Source organism: Streptomyces sp. NPDC007863, assembly GCF_040633895.1.
GTDB lineage: Bacteria > Actinomycetota > Actinomycetes > Streptomycetales > Streptomycetaceae > Streptomyces.
This window is the reverse complement of the sequence record NZ_JBEYEI010000001.1, coordinates 92248-107643: the sequence shown is the minus strand read 5'-3', so window position 1 is coordinate 107643 and position 15396 is coordinate 92248. Positions and strand designations below refer to the sequence as shown.

The 15396-nt window shown below is 75.3% G+C and carries 13 protein-coding genes; 4 read left to right on the top strand and 9 right to left on the bottom strand.

Going from position 1 to position 15396, the window contains the following annotated elements; translation table 11 throughout:
- Positions 1-126: 126 nt before the first annotated feature.
- From ABZ621_RS00450 to ABZ621_RS00415, 8 genes are all read right to left on the bottom strand, one after another.
- Entirely contained in the window at positions 127-1326 is a 1200-nt protein-coding gene (locus ABZ621_RS00450; protein ID WP_360599121.1) for a glycine C-acetyltransferase, read from the bottom strand.
- A gap of 3 nt (positions 1327-1329) precedes the next feature.
- Positions 1330-2364 carry an L-threonine 3-dehydrogenase gene (tdh, locus tag ABZ621_RS00445; protein ID WP_360599119.1) on the bottom strand — a complete coding sequence of 345 codons (1035 nt, stop codon included), beginning with the start codon at positions 2362-2364 and terminating at the stop codon, positions 1330-1332.
- A gap of 162 nt (positions 2365-2526) precedes the next feature.
- Positions 2527-3312 (bottom strand): 4'-phosphopantetheinyl transferase superfamily protein, encoded by a 786-nt coding sequence (locus ABZ621_RS00440; protein WP_360599118.1) that lies wholly within the window; start codon positions 3310-3312, stop codon positions 2527-2529.
- Positions 3313-3341: 29 nt separating this feature from the next.
- Positions 3342-5642 (bottom strand): tetratricopeptide repeat protein, encoded by a 2301-nt coding sequence (locus ABZ621_RS00435; protein WP_360599116.1) that lies wholly within the window; start codon positions 5640-5642, stop codon positions 3342-3344.
- Positions 5624-6520 carry an oxygenase MpaB family protein gene (locus ABZ621_RS00430; RefSeq protein WP_360599114.1) on the bottom strand — a complete coding sequence of 299 codons (897 nt, stop codon included), beginning with the start codon at positions 6518-6520 and terminating at the stop codon, positions 5624-5626. Before ABZ621_RS00430 ends, ABZ621_RS00435 begins: the two co-directional genes overlap by 19 nt.
- A gap of 94 nt (positions 6521-6614) precedes the next feature.
- A complete protein-coding gene (locus ABZ621_RS00425; protein ID WP_360599112.1) occupies positions 6615-7910 on the bottom strand; it encodes a VWA-like domain-containing protein in 1296 nt (431 codons plus the stop codon).
- On the bottom strand, positions 7907-9256 hold the full coding sequence (locus ABZ621_RS00420; protein WP_360599110.1) for a MoxR family ATPase: 1350 nt from the start codon (positions 9254-9256) through the stop codon (positions 7907-7909). The genes ABZ621_RS00425 and ABZ621_RS00420 overlap by 4 nt, the downstream gene beginning before the upstream one ends.
- Positions 9257-9372: 116 nt before the next feature.
- Positions 9373-10887, bottom strand: a complete 1515-nt coding sequence (locus ABZ621_RS00415) for a hypothetical protein (RefSeq protein WP_360599108.1) — start codon at positions 10885-10887, stop codon at positions 9373-9375.
- Between the two features lie 351 nt (positions 10888-11238).
- Here ABZ621_RS00415 and ABZ621_RS00410 point away from each other — a divergent pair, with 351 nt between their 5' ends.
- Together ABZ621_RS00410 and ABZ621_RS00405 are read left to right on the top strand one after the other, a co-directional pair.
- Complete coding sequence (locus ABZ621_RS00410) at positions 11239-11715, top strand: GreA/GreB family elongation factor (RefSeq protein ID WP_360599106.1); 477 nt, start codon at positions 11239-11241, stop codon at positions 11713-11715.
- A gap of 32 nt (positions 11716-11747) precedes the next feature.
- Positions 11748-12542, top strand: coding sequence for a hypothetical protein (locus tag ABZ621_RS00405; RefSeq protein ID WP_360599875.1), 795 nt, complete (start codon positions 11748-11750; stop codon positions 12540-12542).
- A gap of 63 nt (positions 12543-12605) precedes the next feature.
- Here ABZ621_RS00405 and ABZ621_RS00400 read toward each other — a convergent pair whose 3' ends face one another.
- On the bottom strand, positions 12606-12974 hold the full coding sequence (locus tag ABZ621_RS00400) for a nuclear transport factor 2 family protein (protein WP_360599104.1): 369 nt from the start codon (positions 12972-12974) through the stop codon (positions 12606-12608).
- 109 nt (positions 12975-13083) lie between these two features.
- Here ABZ621_RS00400 and ABZ621_RS00395 point away from each other — a divergent pair, with 109 nt between their 5' ends.
- A complete protein-coding gene (locus ABZ621_RS00395; protein WP_360599102.1) occupies positions 13084-13974 on the top strand; it encodes a LysR substrate-binding domain-containing protein in 891 nt (296 codons plus the stop codon).
- 347 nt (positions 13975-14321) lie between these two features.
- A complete protein-coding gene (locus ABZ621_RS00390; protein ID WP_360599101.1) occupies positions 14322-15368 on the top strand; it encodes a DNA gyrase subunit B in 1047 nt (348 codons plus the stop codon).
- Positions 15369-15396: the final 28 nt, after the last annotated feature.

Sequence of the window (15396 nt, the reverse complement as noted above, 5' to 3'; positions counted from 1 at the left end):
CCGAAAGGTTAGATCCTGCAGATCGGATCCAGAGGGCCTGAATCCCGGAGATTGGATCCCGGATCCAGAAGGTTGGATCCGGGATTTGGGATCCAGGAGGTTGGATCCGGGATCCGGGATCCAGACTCAGGCGCCCAGTTCCGCCCGGGCCGCCACGAACGCGTCCACCGCGCGGTTCACGTCCTCCGTGGAGTGCGCGGCCGAGAGCTGGACGCGGATGCGGGCCTGGCCCTGGGGGACGACCGGGTAGGAGAAGCCGATCACGTAGACGCCGCGCTCCAGGAGGAGCTCGGCCATCTTCCCGGCCACGGACGCGTCGCCGATCATGACGGGGGCGATGGCGTGGTCGCCGGGGAGGATGTCGAAGCCCTCCTCGGTCATGCGGCTGCGGAAGAGCGCGGTGTTGGCGTTGAGCTTGTCGCGCAGGTCGCCGGCGGACTCCAGGAGGTCGAGGACCTTGAGGGAGGCGGCGGCGATGACCGGGGCGAGGGTGTTGGAGAAGAGGTACGGGCGGGAGCGCTGGCGCAGCAGGGCGACGATCTCGGCGCGGGCGGCGACGTAGCCGCCGGAGGCGCCGCCGAGGGCCTTGCCGAGGGTGCCGGTGATGATGTCGACGCGGTCCATGACGCCGTGGAGCTCGGGGGTGCCGCGGCCGCCGGCGCCGACGAAGCCGACGGCGTGCGAGTCGTCGACCATGACCATGGCGTCGTAGCGCTCGGCCAGGTCGCAGATGTCGGCGAGCGGGGCGACGTAGCCGTCCATGGAGAAGACGCCGTCGGTGACGATCAGCTTGCGCCGGGCGCCGCCCTCGGTGGCCTCCTTGAGCTGCCGCTCCAGGTCGGCCATGTCGCGGTTGGCGTAGCGGAAGCGGCGGGCCTTGGAGAGGCGGATGCCGTCGATGATGGAGGCGTGGTTGAGGGCGTCGGAGATGACCGCGTCCTCGGCGCCGAGGAGGGTCTCGAAGACGCCGCCGTTGGCGTCGAAGCAGGAGGAGTAGAGGATGGTGTCCTCCTGACCGAGGAAGGCCGAGAGGCGGGCCTCCAGCTCCTTGTGCACCTCCTGGGTGCCGCAGATGAAGCGGACCGAGGCCATGCCGTAGCCCCAGCGGTCGAGCGCCTCGTGGGCGGCGGCGACGACGTCGGGGTGGTCGGCGAGGCCGAGGTAGTTGTTGGCGCAGAAGTTGAGGACCTCGCCGGGGCGGCCGCCGGCCGTGACCTCGACGGTCGCGGACTGGGGGGTGCCGATGACCCGCTCGGGCTTGTGGAGGCCGGCCGCCCGGATCTCGTCGAGGGTGGCGCGGATGTCGTCGCGTACGGAATCGAACATGGGTCAGGCTCCCGCAGTCCAGTCGAGGATGATCTTGCCGCTCTTGCCGGAGGCCGCGTCGTCGAAGGCGGCCTCGAAGTCGGTGTAGTCGTACCGGCCCGTGATGACCGGGGACAGGTCGAGCCCGCCCTCCAGGAGGACCGACATGGCGTACCAGGTCTCGAACATCTCGCGGCCGTAGATGCCCTTGATGGTGATCATCGAGGTGACGATCTTCGCCCAGTCGACGGCGAAGTCCTCGCTCGGCAGGCCGAGCATCGCGATCTTTCCGCCGTGGGTCATGTTGGCGATCATGTCGCGCATGGCGTGCGGGTTGCCGGACATCTCCAGGCCGACGTCGAAGCCCTCCTTCAGCCCGAGGGTGCGCTGGCCGTCGGCGATGGTCTTCTCCGCCACGTTGAGGGCGAGCGAGACGCCGGTCTTGCGGGCCAGGTCGAGGCGCTCCTCGCTGACGTCGGTGATGACGACGTTGCGGGCGCCGGCGTGCTTGGCGACGGCGGCTGCCATGATGCCGATCGGGCCCGCGCCGGTGACGAGGACGTCCTCGCCGACCAGGGGGAAGGAGAGGGCGGTGTGGACGGCGTTGCCGAACGGGTCGAAGATCGCGGCGACGTCGAGGTCGACCGGGACGCGGTGCACCCACACGTTGGAGGCGGGCAGCGCCACGTACTCGGCGAAGGCGCCGTCGCGGCCGACGCCGAGGCCGACGGTGGCGCGGCAGAGGTGGCGGCGGCCGGCGAGACAGTTGCGGCACTTGCCGCAGACGAGGTGGCCCTCGCCGCTGACCAGGTCGCCGACGGCGATGTCCGTGACGTCACGGCCGACGGAGACGACCTCGCCGACGAACTCGTGGCCGATGGTCATCGGGGTCGCGATGGTCTTCTGCGCCCAGCCGTCCCAGGAACGGATGTGCAGGTCGGTACCGCAGATCCCGGTCCGCTTGACCTTGATCAGTACGTCCCCGGGACCGGTCTCCGGCTCGGGCACGTCCGTGAGCCAGAGTCCCGGCTCCGCCTTCAGCTTGACCAACGCCTTCAATGCCACGGCTCCCGACGTGCGTGTCCTGTGATGTACGGGTCAAGGCACGCGCGCGTGCCCAAGATCCTCGGAGACGAATCTTCCGTACCGGGGGCCCGCGGTCCATCGAGGTTTTCTTAAGCGCGCTCGCAGTTCAGCTTCACGCCGGGGCGTCGTCGCTGCTCAGGGGCGTCCGCCCGGGGCTTCGACGGTGGCGGAGGCGGTCACGAAGGAGGACGGAAGCCAACTCGAACGGACGATTCCCAGGGTTCCCTCGACCGCGACGGCCGCCGCGTGTCCGCCGGCGGTGTGCACGTCCTGGACGGCCCAGCCCTCGGGGCGGGCGGAGGGGTCGTCCTCGCCGAGGTAGTCCAGGTCGAGGGGGCGGACCACGCCGATGCCGAGGCCCTTGAGGTAGGCCTCCTTGCGGCACCAGACGCGGGCGAACGCCTCGGGCGCGTGCCCGGCCCGGGCGATCTCGGCCCGTTCCCGGGAATGGAGGGCCAAGGCGACCTCGTGGACGGTGGGGGGCTCGGGGAAGGTCTCGACGTCGACGCCGACGGGCCGGGCGGCGATGCCGATGAGGACGACGTCGCCACTGTGCGAGAGGGAGAAGTGCGGGGCGCCGGGCGGGGCTTCGACGGCCGGGCGGCCGTGCAGGGCGCCGCAGCCGGGGCACGGCTCGCGGCGGTACGCGACCGCGGCGGGGGCGAGGCCCAGGCGGGGGGCCAGGAGGCGGCGCAGGGCGATGTGGCCGACGCCGTACCGGAGCCGGTCCGCCGCCCGGAGGAGTACGGCGAGCCGGGCGCGTTCCTCGGCGTCCAGCTCGGCGGGGTCGAGGTCCTCCTCGGCGAGGTGGTCCACCCGGAGCTGCCACAGGTCGACGTCGACCCGCGCGGGGGCGGTGCCCGGGTCGAGGGCGGGCGGGCGGGGTTCGGGGGCGGGCTCGTCGCGGCGGTCGGTGATCACATGGTCATTCAAGCAGGACGGCTGCCGACTCAGGGCGTTCCGGCGGCGGTTGGGCCGCCGGAGCCGCGCCCGCCCGCCCCGGGGCCGCCGGTTCCGTGGCCGTCGGGGGTCGGTGTGCCGCCCCGGCGGACGGCGTCCGCCTCGGTGTGGCGGCCGAGGCGGTCGAGACAGTGGGTGAGGTCGGCGAGGGCGGAGAGGGTGTCCGGGTGCAGGGGGCCGAGGGTCCGGGACCGGGCCTCGGCGAGGGAACGGAGCGGGGCGAGGGCCTCGTCCCAGCGGCCGAGGCGGCCGAGGACGACGGCGGCCTCGCGGCGGCTGCGCAGGGTGTCGGGGTGGTCGGGGCCGAGGACGCGCCGGCGGGCCGCGTGGACGGCCTGGGCGGTGTCGAGCGACTCCTGCCAGCGGCCGAGGCGGGCGAGGTGGACGGCGAGGGCGTGCCGGACGCGGAGGGTCTCGGGGGCGTCGGCGCCCTGGGTGCGGGTGCGGACGGCGACCAGGTCGCGGCAGACGGCGAGCGCGTCGGCGGCCCGGCCGAGCCGGCCGAGACAGGCGCTGGTCTCGTAGCGGGCGGCGAGGGTGTCCGGGTGGTCGGGGCCGAGCGAGGAGGCCCGTCCCTCGGCGACCGCGCGGTACTGGTCGAGGGCCTCCTCGGCGCGGCCGAGGCGGCCCAGGGTGTGGGCGAGTTCATGGCGGGTGACGAGGGTGTCGGGGTGGTCGGCGCCCAGCAGCCGGGTGCGGGTGTCGGCGACCGCCAGGGCCGTACGGTACGACTCCTCCAGGCGGCCGAGCCGGGCGAGGGTGTACGCGAGGTTGTGGCGGCAGCGCAGGGTGTCGGGGTGGTCGGCGCCCGCGGTGCGCTCGCGGACGGCGAGGACGTCGGCGTACAGGGCGTACGCCTCCGCGTGGCGGCCGAGCCGGCCGAGGGTGAAGGCGCGCTCCTGGCGGGCGGCCAGGGTGTCGGGGTGGTCGGGGCCCAGGACGCGGGCGCGGGCGTCGGCGACCCTCTCGAAGGCTTCCAGGGCCTCGTTGGTGCGGCCGAGCCGGCCGAGCGCGAAGGCGACCTCGTAGGCGCTGGCGAGGGTGTCGGGGTGGTCGGGGCCGAGGACCCGGGTGCGGTCGCCGGCGACGGAGCGGTGCAGGTCCTCGGCCTCCGCCCAGCGGCCGAGCCGGCCGAGCCCGAGGCCGGCCCGGTGACGGGCGGCGAGCACGGCGAGGAGTTCGGGCGTGGCGTCCGTCGCGGGGCGGGCGGGGCCGTCGGCGCCGGCTGCGGCGGTCGTCCACTCGGTGGTGAGGACGGCGGCGGCGGGGTCGTGGCCGGCGACGCGGGGCGCCCGGGGGGCGGCGGGGCTCGGCCCTCCGGTGAGGGCCCGGGCCCACGCGGGCGTGGCGCCGGATTCCGCCACGGGGACGGCGACGGCTCCATCGGCGAGGCGGGGCGGCTCGTACGGGAGGGGCGGCATGAGGCGGGTGTCGCCGCCGATGGTGCGGCCGCTGACGATCCGGCGGCGCAGGTCGGAGGCGTCGCGCGGGCGCTGGTCGGGCACCTTGGCGAGGAGGTCGACGACGAGCCGGTCGAAGTAGTCGGGCAGCTCGGAGCGGAGGGCGCGCGGCGGGCTGGGCACGGTGTCCCGGTGGCCGACGAGCACGGCCCAGGAGTCGTCGAGGTCGAACGGCGGCGCTCCGGTGGCGAGTTCGTACAGGACGCAGCCGAGCGAGTACAGGTCGCTGCGGTGGTCGATGTCGCCGCCGCCGATCTGCTCCGGGGACATGTAGTGGGGGGTGCCCATGGCGATGCCCGTGCCGGTGAGGCGGGAGGTGAAGCCCATGTCGGCGCCGAGGCGCGCTATGCCGAAGTCGCAGATCTTCACCGTGCCGTCGCGCAGCCGCATGATGTTGGCGGGCTTGAGGTCGCGGTGCACGATGCCCATGCGGTGGGTGTATTCGAGGGCGTCGGCGACCTGGTCGGCGATGTCGACGACCTCGTGGACGGGCAGTGGGTTCCGGGCGTTGGCGGCGAGGAGCTGGCTGAGGTTCTGCCCTTCGAGGAGTTCCATGACGAGGAAGAGCACGCCTTCGTACTCACCGAAGTCGTGGACGACGGTGATGCCGCGGTGCTGGAGCGCGGCGGCGACCCGGGCCTCGCGGCGGAACCGCTCGCGGACCACGGTCTGCACGCCCGCGTCCTGGTGCGGGCCGAGCGGTTTGAGGCACTTGACCGCGACCCCGCGGCCCAGCGCCTCGTCCGTGGAACGCCACACCTCGCCCATGCCGCCACGGCCGATGACCTCGTGCAGGCGGTAGCGCCCCTGGATCAGTCTGATGTCCCCCATCGTGTGCCGTCGCCCCCGTCGTCTTCGTGCACGCTCTCCGGCCCGTCCAGTATGGCCGCAGGCACGGACAGTGTGTACGGGTCGGGTCGGGTGTCCGGCCCGAGGCGGTCCATGGCGCGCGGGATGTGGCCGGGCGGGAGCCGCCAGCGGAGGGCGGCGGGGACGCCGCGCAGCAGGCGTGCGGTGGTGACGAGGCGCCGGGTGACGTCGGCCTCGGGCGGTACCGGCCGGCCGTAGAGGGCATGGGCCCAGTCCGGCAGGGTGTCGTACGCCAGTGAGCTGATCCGCCGCCACACCAGCGCCCGTCCGGCGCGCAGCGCGGGAGGTACGGGCGGCTTGCGCAGGAAGTCGAGGACGGCCAGCGCGTCCTCCCCCGCCGCGAGTTCGCCGCGTACGGAGTCGAAGTAGGCGGCGAGGGCGGCCCGGGTGGCGGGGACGGTGGCCGGATCGAGGCCGACGAGCCGCGCGGAGGTGCGCTGCTCGTCCACGTAGCGGTCGGCGGGCGCCCCGGTGAGCGGCAGTCCGGAGCGGTGGGCGACGGAGACGTACGAGTCGATCTCGGCGCAGTGCACCCAGAGCAGCAGCGCGGGGTCGTCCACCTTGAGGAGCCGGTGGATCCGGCGGACGCGCGCACCGGCGGCCTCGGCGGAGTCCCGCGTGCCGTAACTGAGCGTGCCGACGAAACTCGCCGTCCGCATCAGCCGCCCCCAGGGGTCCTCCCGGAAGCTGCTGTTGATCATGACTCCGCGTACGGCTACGGGGTGGAGGGCCTGGAGGTAGAGGGCTCGCACGCCGGCGATCCACATGACCGGGTCGGCGTGCAGCTGCCAGGTGACGGAGCGGGGTCCGAAGAGACCGGGGTCGGCGTCCTGCCTCATGGGGTTCAGGCTACGCGGCTGGATCCAACATGGTGGATGTCGGATCCAGCCACCTCGTTGGATCCAGGAGGTTGGATCCAACCGCCTGGAGGGATCATCCGATCTCCACCACCCGCGCCCACGCCGGCGGCCGGAGCAGCAGGTCGTCCACCTCCTCGTCCTCCGGCTCCCAGGCCGGTGGGCGGGGGAAGAGGCCGACGATCGTGCGGCAGGGAGGGGCGGTTCGGGGCCATGGGGTCTGGCCGTCGGTGAAGACGACGAGGACGTCGGGGCGGGGGCTGAGGCGCAGGGCGCGGGCGAAGCCGGCGCGGAGGTCGGTGCCGCCACCGCCGACGAGGGGGATGTCGGCGCCGGCGCAGAGGCGTTGGGCGGTGTGGGCGGCGGCGTCGCAGGCGACGACGGTGACGAGGTCGCGGCGGCCGTCGACGGCACGGGTGAGGGCGGCGACCTCCAGGAGGGCGCTGCCGAGTTCGGTGTCGGAGACCGAGCCCGAGGTGTCGATGACGACGCCGATGTGCGGAGGGACGCGGCGGAGGCTGGGCAGGACGATGCCGGGGAGGGCGGCGGAGCGGCGGGAGGGGCGGCGGTAGGTGTAGTCCTCGCCGGCGCCGGCCGCGGAGACGGCGGCGGCGAGGGCCGCGCCGAGGAGTTCCCGCCAGGGCTGGGGCGGGTGGCTGACCTGTTCGGCCCAGCGCTGCCAGGCCTCGGGGGCGGTGCCGGGGCGGCCCTTGATGCCCTGGGCGACGCGGTACACGACGGCGGCGCGCTCCTGTGGGGTGAGGCCGTCGGCTCCGTCGGCGCCGAGTTCCCAGGAGCGGGCGTGGCCGTCGGCGCCGCTGCCGCAGTCGAGCCAGGCCAGTGCGGAGGTGCGCGGGGTGATGCGTACGGCGCGGACGTACTCCTCCATGAGCAGGCCGGGCGTGAGGTCGAGCATCTCGGGCCGGAGGGCGTCGGCGGGGCGCGGGAGGCCGTCGTCGGAGTCGTCGTAGATGTCGTCGTTGATCTCGAAGTCGCCGGCGATGTTGAGGCGGAGCCGTTCGGCCGGGCCGTCGAGGCCGAGGTCGCGGGCGAGGCGGTCGCCCCGGCCGTGGTGGTCGCGGAGCAGGTGCGCCACCTCGTGGACCCAGATGCCGGCGAGGTCCTTCATCGGCGTCCGGTCGACGAAGGCCGGGGACACGTACATCCGCCAGTGCCGGTCGACGGCCATGGTGGGGACGGCCCGGGTGGGCACGACGTGGAGGGCGAAGAGGGCGGTGGCGAGGTACGGGCGGACGCGGACGGCATAAAGCCGGGCGGCGTACAGCTTGTCCTGGTCCAGCGCTTCCTCGGCCGGGACCACGGCGTCGGCGGAGGCGCCCGTGGCGGTGCCCGAGGCGTTCGGGGCGGTCATCGGCGGCCCTGGGCGGTCGCGGCGCGCCGGGAGAGGTCGACGGCTCCCGCGAGGCGCTCGATGGCGGCGGGGACGTCCCAGTCGTCGCGGCGGAGGGCGGCGAGCGTGGTGGCGGGCACCACGACGAGGTCCGGCGGGCCGGTCTCGGCGGCCCGGGCGAGCAGGGCCCAGGCGGCGTCCCAGCGGTCCCGGGCGGGCCGTTCGCGGACGGCGGCCACGACGGCTTCGAGGGCGGCCTGGCGGCGGTCGCCGCGTTCGGGGAGCACGGAGCCGGCCGGGTCGGCGAGCAGGTCCTCGGGGTCGGGGAGGTCCATCCGGTCGAGCCAGGCGAGGAGTTCGAAGCCCGGGCCGTCGCCGACGGTGCCCCGGACGAGCAGGGAGAGGACGTCGCGGGAGGAGCCGGCGACGGTGGCGAACGCGAGCAGACGCAGCGTCATGTCCCAGCTGCGGGGCGAGGGCCAGGGCCCGCCCCGGCGGGTCTCCTCCGTCGGCAGCCGGTGGACGAGCGTCGGCCTGCTGCCGAGGAGTCCGCAGACGGCCCGGCGGGCGTGGTCGACGGCTTCGGTGAGCCGGCCGGGGTCGAGGCGGGGCAGGGTGGCGCGGGGCCAGGTGCCGCCGAGTCCGCGTACGACGACCTCGTGTTCGTGCGTCCACCGGAGGTGGACGAAGCGGTTGGCGAGCGGGGCGCTCAGCTCCCAGCCGTCGGCCGCCGACGCGCGCGGGTTGGCGGCGGCCACGATCCGCACCCCGGGCGGCAGGGTGAGGGCGCCGACCCTGCGCTCCAGGACGAGCCGGAGGAGGGCGGCCTGGACGGCGGGCGGGGCGGTGGACAGCTCGTCGAGGAAGAGCAGGCCCCGGCCCTCGCGGACGAGTCGGACGGCCCAGTCGGGCGGGGCCATCGCCACGCCGCGTACGGCCGGGTCGTCGCCGAGGACGGGCAGGCCGGAGAAGTCGGAGGGTTCGTGGACGCTCGCGATGACGGTGGTCAGCGGCAGGTCGAGCTCCTCGGCGAGCTGGGTGAGCGCCGCGGTCTTGCCGATGCCGGGCTCGCCCCACAGGAGGACGGGCAGATCGGCGGCGACCGCGAGCGTCAGCGCCTCCAGCTGGTCGTCGGCGCGGGGTTCGGTGCGGGTGGTGCCGAGGAGGGTGAGGAGCTCGGTGGCGACGTCGAGGCGGCGTGCGTGGCTCGGGACGGGCTCGGCGGGCGCGGCGGGCGTGCCCGGTTTGGTGGTCGCGGCCGGCTTGGCGGGCGTGCCCGGCGCCGCGGCTGCGGTGGTCGTGCCGGGCGCCGCGGCTGCGGCGGTCGTGGCGGTCGCGGTCGGCTGGGTGGGCGTAGGGGTGCGCATGGGTGACATCACCTGGTGTGGGTGCGGCGTGCCGGGGCACGGCGGCGGGCAGGAAAGTGCGGGCGGGGCGTCGGGCCGTCGGTCGACGGCCCGGCCACGAGGGGTGGGCGCGCGGGTCAGCGGGCCAGTGCGTGGCGGGGGTGGTCGCGGTGGTCGAGGGCCCGGCGGGCCTCGCGGGCGCCGAACCAGGTGCCGCGGGGGCGGTGGTCCGGGCCGCGGCCGGGGTCGGGGGCGGGGGCGGGCGGGGGTTCGGGGACGCCCTCGGGGCCGGTGGCGCGCAGCCCCGAGCGGTAGAGCCCGTGCAGGACCTTGCGTTCGGCGGCGCGTTCGAGGGCGTCGCGCAGCGGGCCGTCGCGCAGGACGGCGCCGGATCCGAGGAGTCCTTCGACGACGGCGAACGCGCCGGCCGTGTCGCCGTGGGCGAGGCGCTCGCGCACGTCCGTCAGGCTGTCGGGTCTGCGGTGGGCCGCGTCGATCACCCGCAGGCAGGGCAGGGGCGTCCCGGAGAGGGCGACGAGGAGTTCCTCGCGGCGGAGTTCGGCCGGGTCGTGGTCGAGCGGCACGAGGACGCCGTCGACGAGGCCGATGCGGTGCCGGCTCCCTCGGCAGTCCACGTACCTCGCCCCGTCCCCCGGGCCTCCGGGGTGGCCCCCCGCGCCGTCCCGGCCGCCGGGGGCCAGCGCCTCGGCGACGAGCGGGTGCAGGTCGCCGGGGGTGACGAGGCCGGCGCGGAGCAGTGCGAGGTCGGGCGGGGTCCAGGTCGCCGCGTCGGGGAGCACGGCCGGCCGCGGGCGTCCGGTCGGGTCGTCCGGGGGCCCGTACCGTCCCCGCCCCGCCGGTACGGGTTCGGTCCTGGCCCGCCCGTCCGGTTCCGGGGTGAGGAGGAGCCGCTGCCCGGATCCGAGGCGTACGAGGACGGGACCGGCGTTCCGGCCTTCGGCGGCGAGCAGGAGGCGGGCCTCGGCGGCCCAGCGGTCCACGGCCCAGCCGGGGCCCGGCGGCTCGTCGGGCGAGGCCGGGAGGGCGGGCAGCAGGTCGGCGCCGGACCGGGTGCGGAGCTCCCCGGCGCGGGTGGCGTCCCACAGATGGCGGTGGAGGTCGAGCCGGAAGCGCCGGCTGGGGTGCGGGTGGGGGTGCGCGGCGGCAGCGGGGGCGTCCGCGCTCCACCGGCGCGGTGGCGGGTCGGCGGGCGGCCCGTCCCAGAGGGCGAGGGAGATCCGCTGTCCGGCGTCGGCCCAGGCGGGCGCGGTGCGGGCCACGAGGTGGACGGGGCGGACCGGGCGCTGTGCCCGCCCGCCGGGTGCCTCGTGGTCCGCGTAGACGGCCAGCGTGACGGTCGTTCCGGGGCGGAGCAGGCCGTCGGGGGCGCTCCTGGGAAGGTGCCAGCGGAGCAGGTCGGGGGCGAGGCGCCGGAGGTCGGCACGCACGCGTGCGGCGAGTTCCGTGCCGTGGGTCCGGGCCAGGGTCCGGGGGGTCAGGTCGAGGTCGACGCGCGCGGCGGCGCAGGCACCGGCCCAGTCGCCGGCGAGGCGGCGGGCGGTGGCGGTCTCGATCATGGCGGGCGGCACGGCGTAGGCACGCACGCGCCGCCAGAGGGAAAGGCGGGTGTCCTCCCGCACGGGCGTGCCCATCAGGACGCTCCGTGCGCGGTGAGGACCCCCCATCGGTACGAGGAGTGAGTGATCATCGCGAGCACGCTAACGCGCCCGGCCCCGAGGGCGCCAGGGGTTTTCCGGGCCCCGTTCCGGAGGACTTCCGAACGCCCCCGCCGGAGGCCCGCGGGGCTCCGCACCGCGGCCTTCAGGGCTCCGCGTCATAGCCCTTCAGGGCTCCACTCCTGCGACCTTCCGGCTCCCCGCCGGAGGCCTTCTCGCCTCCTCGGCGACCCCACGGACGTTTCGCGCGATTTGACGGGCTTTTCCTGTGATGTCGGAATGGGAGGCGTCGTCCTTCGTCCCCGCCACCGCACGACGGGAGCAGTCATGACCGCTGGACCGGAGCCCATCAGCGAGGCCGCCCGCGCGGCGCTGAGCCGCGAACTGTCCGAGCTGCGCGCCGAGCGGGCGAAGGTCGCCGCCACGCTCGGCGACGCCGGCGAGCCCGGCGACCGGGCCGATCAGGCCGACGAGTTGCAGCGGGCCACGGAGGCGGACCGGCTGGACTCGCGGATCGAGGAGATCGAGGGGCGGCTGCGGGAGGCCTCGGCCGCCGGCGCGCCGTCGTCCGACACGATCGGCGTGGGCAGCACGGTGGGCTTGCGGTTCGGCGACGGCACGGAGTCGACGCTGCACATCGGCGAGCTGGCCGACGCGGACGACCCGGCCCTGGTGACCGCCGACAGTCCGCTCGGCCGGGCGCTGCTCGGGCACGCCGCCGGTGACAGCATCGCGTACGCCACCCCGATGGGCCGTACGACCGCCGTCGTCCTCTCGGTCGGCGCGCCGGGCGGCGGCTCCTGACCGGCTCGGCCGACACCCGCGCCGCCCCGGACCTGGCGGAGGAGCGCCGGACCGACCGCAAGGGCGGCCCGGGGCACACCGTGCTCCTCGCCCTGGCGCTCGCCGTGCCCGTGGCCAAGGTCGCGTACACGGTGGGCGGCGGGGACGCGGTGCGGGACGTGTTCGTCGGCATGGAGCCGAGGAACTGGCCGGACGTGCTGCTCGGCATGGTGATCACGGACCCGCTGCTCGGCTCGGTCCTCGCGGTCGTCGTCTCCCGGGTCGTCTTCGCCGTCTTCGCGGCGCGCGGCGCCGTGCCGACCGGCCGCGGCCGGCTCGCCCACCTGCGCCGGGTCGGGGTCACCGTCCTCAACCCGCTGGCGGTGGGCGTCATCGACGCCTGTCTCTTCGGCCCGTGGTGGGGCCTGGGCACGGCCCTCGCCGCGTACGCGCTCCGCAAGGGCGTGGTGGTGGAGTACCGCACGGGACGGCGGCGTACGCACCACGGACACGGCACCGCGCACGGGCCCTCGCACGACCCGGACTACCGGCCGCCCGCCTGGCTGAGCCGGGCCGCGGCGGCGGAGCAGGGCGTGTCCCTGCTCCTCACCGCCGCCGTTCTGCCGTTCCTGTTCCTGGTGTCCGCGCTCGACGGCCAGGCCTGGACCTCGATCGTCGCCTGCCGGGTGACCGACGGGACCCGCACCACCGACGCCCGCCTCATCGAGCTGAGCCGCAAGGGCAACGGCGTGGTGGGCTGGAACCTGGAGTCCGAGGAGATCTCCAACGGCCTCGGTTGTACCAGTACAGAGAGCCGTTACGTACGGGAGCCCTGGTGGCGTTCGTGACCGCGCACGCGGGCGGGGGCCGTTCCGGCTCCCCCGCCCGCGTGTCCCTCGTCGAAGCGCCTCTCAGCGCGCCGCCGCCGGGACGAACTCGGGCTGGTCGAGCACGCGCAGCCAGCTGCCGTCGGGCTGGCGCCTGACGACCTGGGCCCGGGCGCCGGTGCCGTCCTTCGGCGGGGTGGAGGTGAGGGCGACGTCGCCGTTCACCAGGGTGGGCAGCGGCTCCTCCGGCTCGAAGCGCGGACGGCGGGCCAGCACCTTCTCCCACAGGACGCGGATCGCCTCCCGCCCCACCGTCACCTCGCCCGGCGGGTAGGCCAGCACGGCGTCCTCGGCGTAGAGCGCGGCGACGCCCGCCGCGTCGCCCGCGTTGGACCGCTCGACGAAGAGACGGGTGATGTCCTCGGGGCGCATGGCCTTCTCGTACTCCGGCATGGGGTTCCTCCTGGCTGGGACCGCGTCCTCGGTTTCCGTGTCTCCAGCCTCGCGGGCCACACATCAGAAGTCCAACAGATGGTTCTGCTGCCTACTAGAATCCACAGTCATGGATCTCAGGCAGTTGGAGTACTTCGTCGCGGTCGCCGAGGAGCGGAACTTCACCCGGGCCGCCGAGCGGGTGCACATCAGCCAGTCCGGTGTCAGCGCGCAGATCCGGCGGCTCGAACAGGAGCTGGGCGCCGAGCTGTTCGACCGCTCGGCCCGCGCGGTCACCCTGACCGTCGCCGGGGAGGCCGCCCTCGCACACGCGCGTGCGGCGCTCGCGTCGGCCGAGGCGGTCGGCCGGGCGGTCGACGAGGTGACGGGACTGGTGCGCGGCCGGCTGACCCTCGGCATGGTCGTCGGCTGCACGGTCACCCCGCTCTTCGACGCCCTCGCCGCCTTCCGCACGGCGCATCCCGGGGTGGACGTCCTGCTGCGGGAGGACGACTCGGACCGGCTCGTCGAGGCCGTGCGCAACGGCTCCGTCGACCTGGCGCTCATCGGCGCCGCCGGCGCGCTCCCCGACGGCCTGGACGCCCTGACGATCATCAGCGAACGGCTCGTCGCGGCCGTCCCGCCCACGCACGCCCTGGCCCGCCGGGACCGCCTCGCCCTCCGCGACCTGACGGCCCACCCGGTCATCTGCATGCCGCGCGGCACCGGCCTGCGGGCGGTACTGGACCAGGCGTCCGCCGCGCAGGACCTCCGGCCGTCGATCGCCCTGGAGGCCGGGGCCGCCGACTCGATCGCCGACCTCGCCGCGCGGGGCCTCGGGGTCGCCGTGCTGAGCGCCTCGATGGCCGGCGCCTACGCCGACCGTCTCACCACGCTCCCCCTGGACGACGTGGACGTCCCGGCCCTCCTCGCCCTGGTCTGGAAGCCCGCGCACCACCCGGCCGTCCGCGCCTTCCTCACCCACGCGCGCCCGGCGTTCGGCCTGACCGGCACTCCCTGACGGAACACGGTGAAACGGTGGCCGCCGCGCCGCTGCGGGAGGGCCCCTGCCGGGCCGGGACGGGGCCGTGCGCGTCCGCCCACAGGCCGTCCACCCCAGGACCCCGGCACCGGACCACAGGGCCGGGAGGCGTCCGCGCAGACCTCCCACACCTCTGCCCTGACCTGGCCTTTTCCGGTAAATCCCCTAGCGTGGGCGGCAGTTGTCCGACGACCTGGGGAGGGCTTCGCCATGGGCGGGGAATTGCCGTACGACGCCGCACGGATCACCGTGTTCGAGGGGCTCGAAGCCGTGCGGAGGCGGCCCGGGATGTACACGGATCGACGGGTGTCCGGGGGCTTCATCGGATGGTCCTCGGCGTCGTCGAGCACGCCGTGAACGAGACCGTCGCCCGGCGGAGCCGCACCGTCGAGGTCACGTTCCTCGCCGGCGGAGGCGTACGGATCGCCGACGACGGGCCCGGGGTCCCGCTCGACGCGCCGGCCGATGACGGGGGGCCTTCCCTGGAGCAGCGGCTCTGCCATCTGTACGCCGGGAAGCGGGCCGTGGACCGGTCGAGGCTCTGGGCCTGGTCCGGCGGCACGGAACTCGCCGTCGTCAACGCCCTGTCGACGCGCACGACGGCCGAGGTGTGCCGGGACGGCGTCCGCCGGGTGCAGGAGTTCGCGCGCGGCACCGCCCTCGGGCCTCCGGTCGTCGCCGGGTCGGCGGACCGCACCGGTACCGCGCTCACCTTCCACCCCGACCCCGGGATCTTCGAGACGGTGGACGCCTCGGCCGCCGCCCTCGGCGAGCAGCTCCGGGAGCTGGCCTTCCTGTACCCCGGCCTCGACCTCACCCTGACCGACGAGAGACCGGCCGACGGTCCGGGCCTACAGCGGTACAGGCACCCCGGCGGTGTACGGGACCACGTCACCGCCCTGTGCGCCGCCCGGAACGGCACCCCGCCGGAGCACCTCCTCGCCTTCTCCCTGGAGGATCCGCGCATGGCCGGCGTCCTGGACGTCGCGCTCGCCTGGCGGCAGGAGGACCGGGGCCAGGTCATCGGGTACGCCAACGGCCTGGCCACCCCGCACGGCGGGACGCACCTGGAGGGCTTCCTCGACGGTCTGGCCGGCGCGGTGACCTCGTACACGCGCGCGTGCGCGCTGCTCTCCGGCGAGGCCCCGGCGATCGGGCCCGAGGCGATGGGGTCCGAGGCAGTCGGGTACGCGGTCACGGCCGTGGTGTCGGTGCGCCTCGACGAGCCCGAGTTCACGGGCTCCACCCTCACGACGCTGGGCGGCGCCCGTGTCCGCGCCTGCGTGGAGGAGGCGGTACGGGAGCACGTGCGCGGCTGGCTGGAGGCCGATCCGGAGCGGGCCGCGCGGGTCGTCGGGCCGTGGACGGGGTGACGGCCCACCGCCACGACGGTACGACGTG

Excerpts from the sequence above, each read along its gene's own strand:
- ABZ621_RS00430 (WP_360599114.1), bottom strand. The coding sequence starts at position 6,520 with ATGAGGCAGGACGCCGACCCCGGTCTCTTCGGACCCCGCTCCGTCACC.
- ABZ621_RS00410 (WP_360599106.1), top strand. The coding sequence starts at position 11,239 with ATGACCGCTGGACCGGAGCCCATCAGCGAGGCCGCCCGCGCGGCGCTG.
- ABZ621_RS00415 (WP_360599108.1), bottom strand. The coding sequence starts at position 10,887 with ATGGGCACGCCCGTGCGGGAGGACACCCGCCTTTCCCTCTGGCGGCGC.
- ABZ621_RS00390 (WP_360599101.1), top strand. The coding sequence starts at position 14,322 with ATGGTCCTCGGCGTCGTCGAGCACGCCGTGAACGAGACCGTCGCCCGG.
- ABZ621_RS00425 (WP_360599112.1), bottom strand. The coding sequence starts at position 7,910 with ATGACCGCCCCGAACGCCTCGGGCACCGCCACGGGCGCCTCCGCCGAC.
- ABZ621_RS00420 (WP_360599110.1), bottom strand. The coding sequence starts at position 9,256 with ATGCGCACCCCTACGCCCACCCAGCCGACCGCGACCGCCACGACCGCC.
- ABZ621_RS00395 (WP_360599102.1), top strand. The coding sequence starts at position 13,084 with ATGGATCTCAGGCAGTTGGAGTACTTCGTCGCGGTCGCCGAGGAGCGG.
- ABZ621_RS00450 (WP_360599121.1), bottom strand. The coding sequence starts at position 1,326 with ATGTTCGATTCCGTACGCGACGACATCCGCGCCACCCTCGACGAGATC.
- ABZ621_RS00400 (WP_360599104.1), bottom strand. The coding sequence starts at position 12,974 with ATGCCGGAGTACGAGAAGGCCATGCGCCCCGAGGACATCACCCGTCTC.
- ABZ621_RS00435 (WP_360599116.1), bottom strand. The coding sequence starts at position 5,642 with ATGGGGGACATCAGACTGATCCAGGGGCGCTACCGCCTGCACGAGGTC.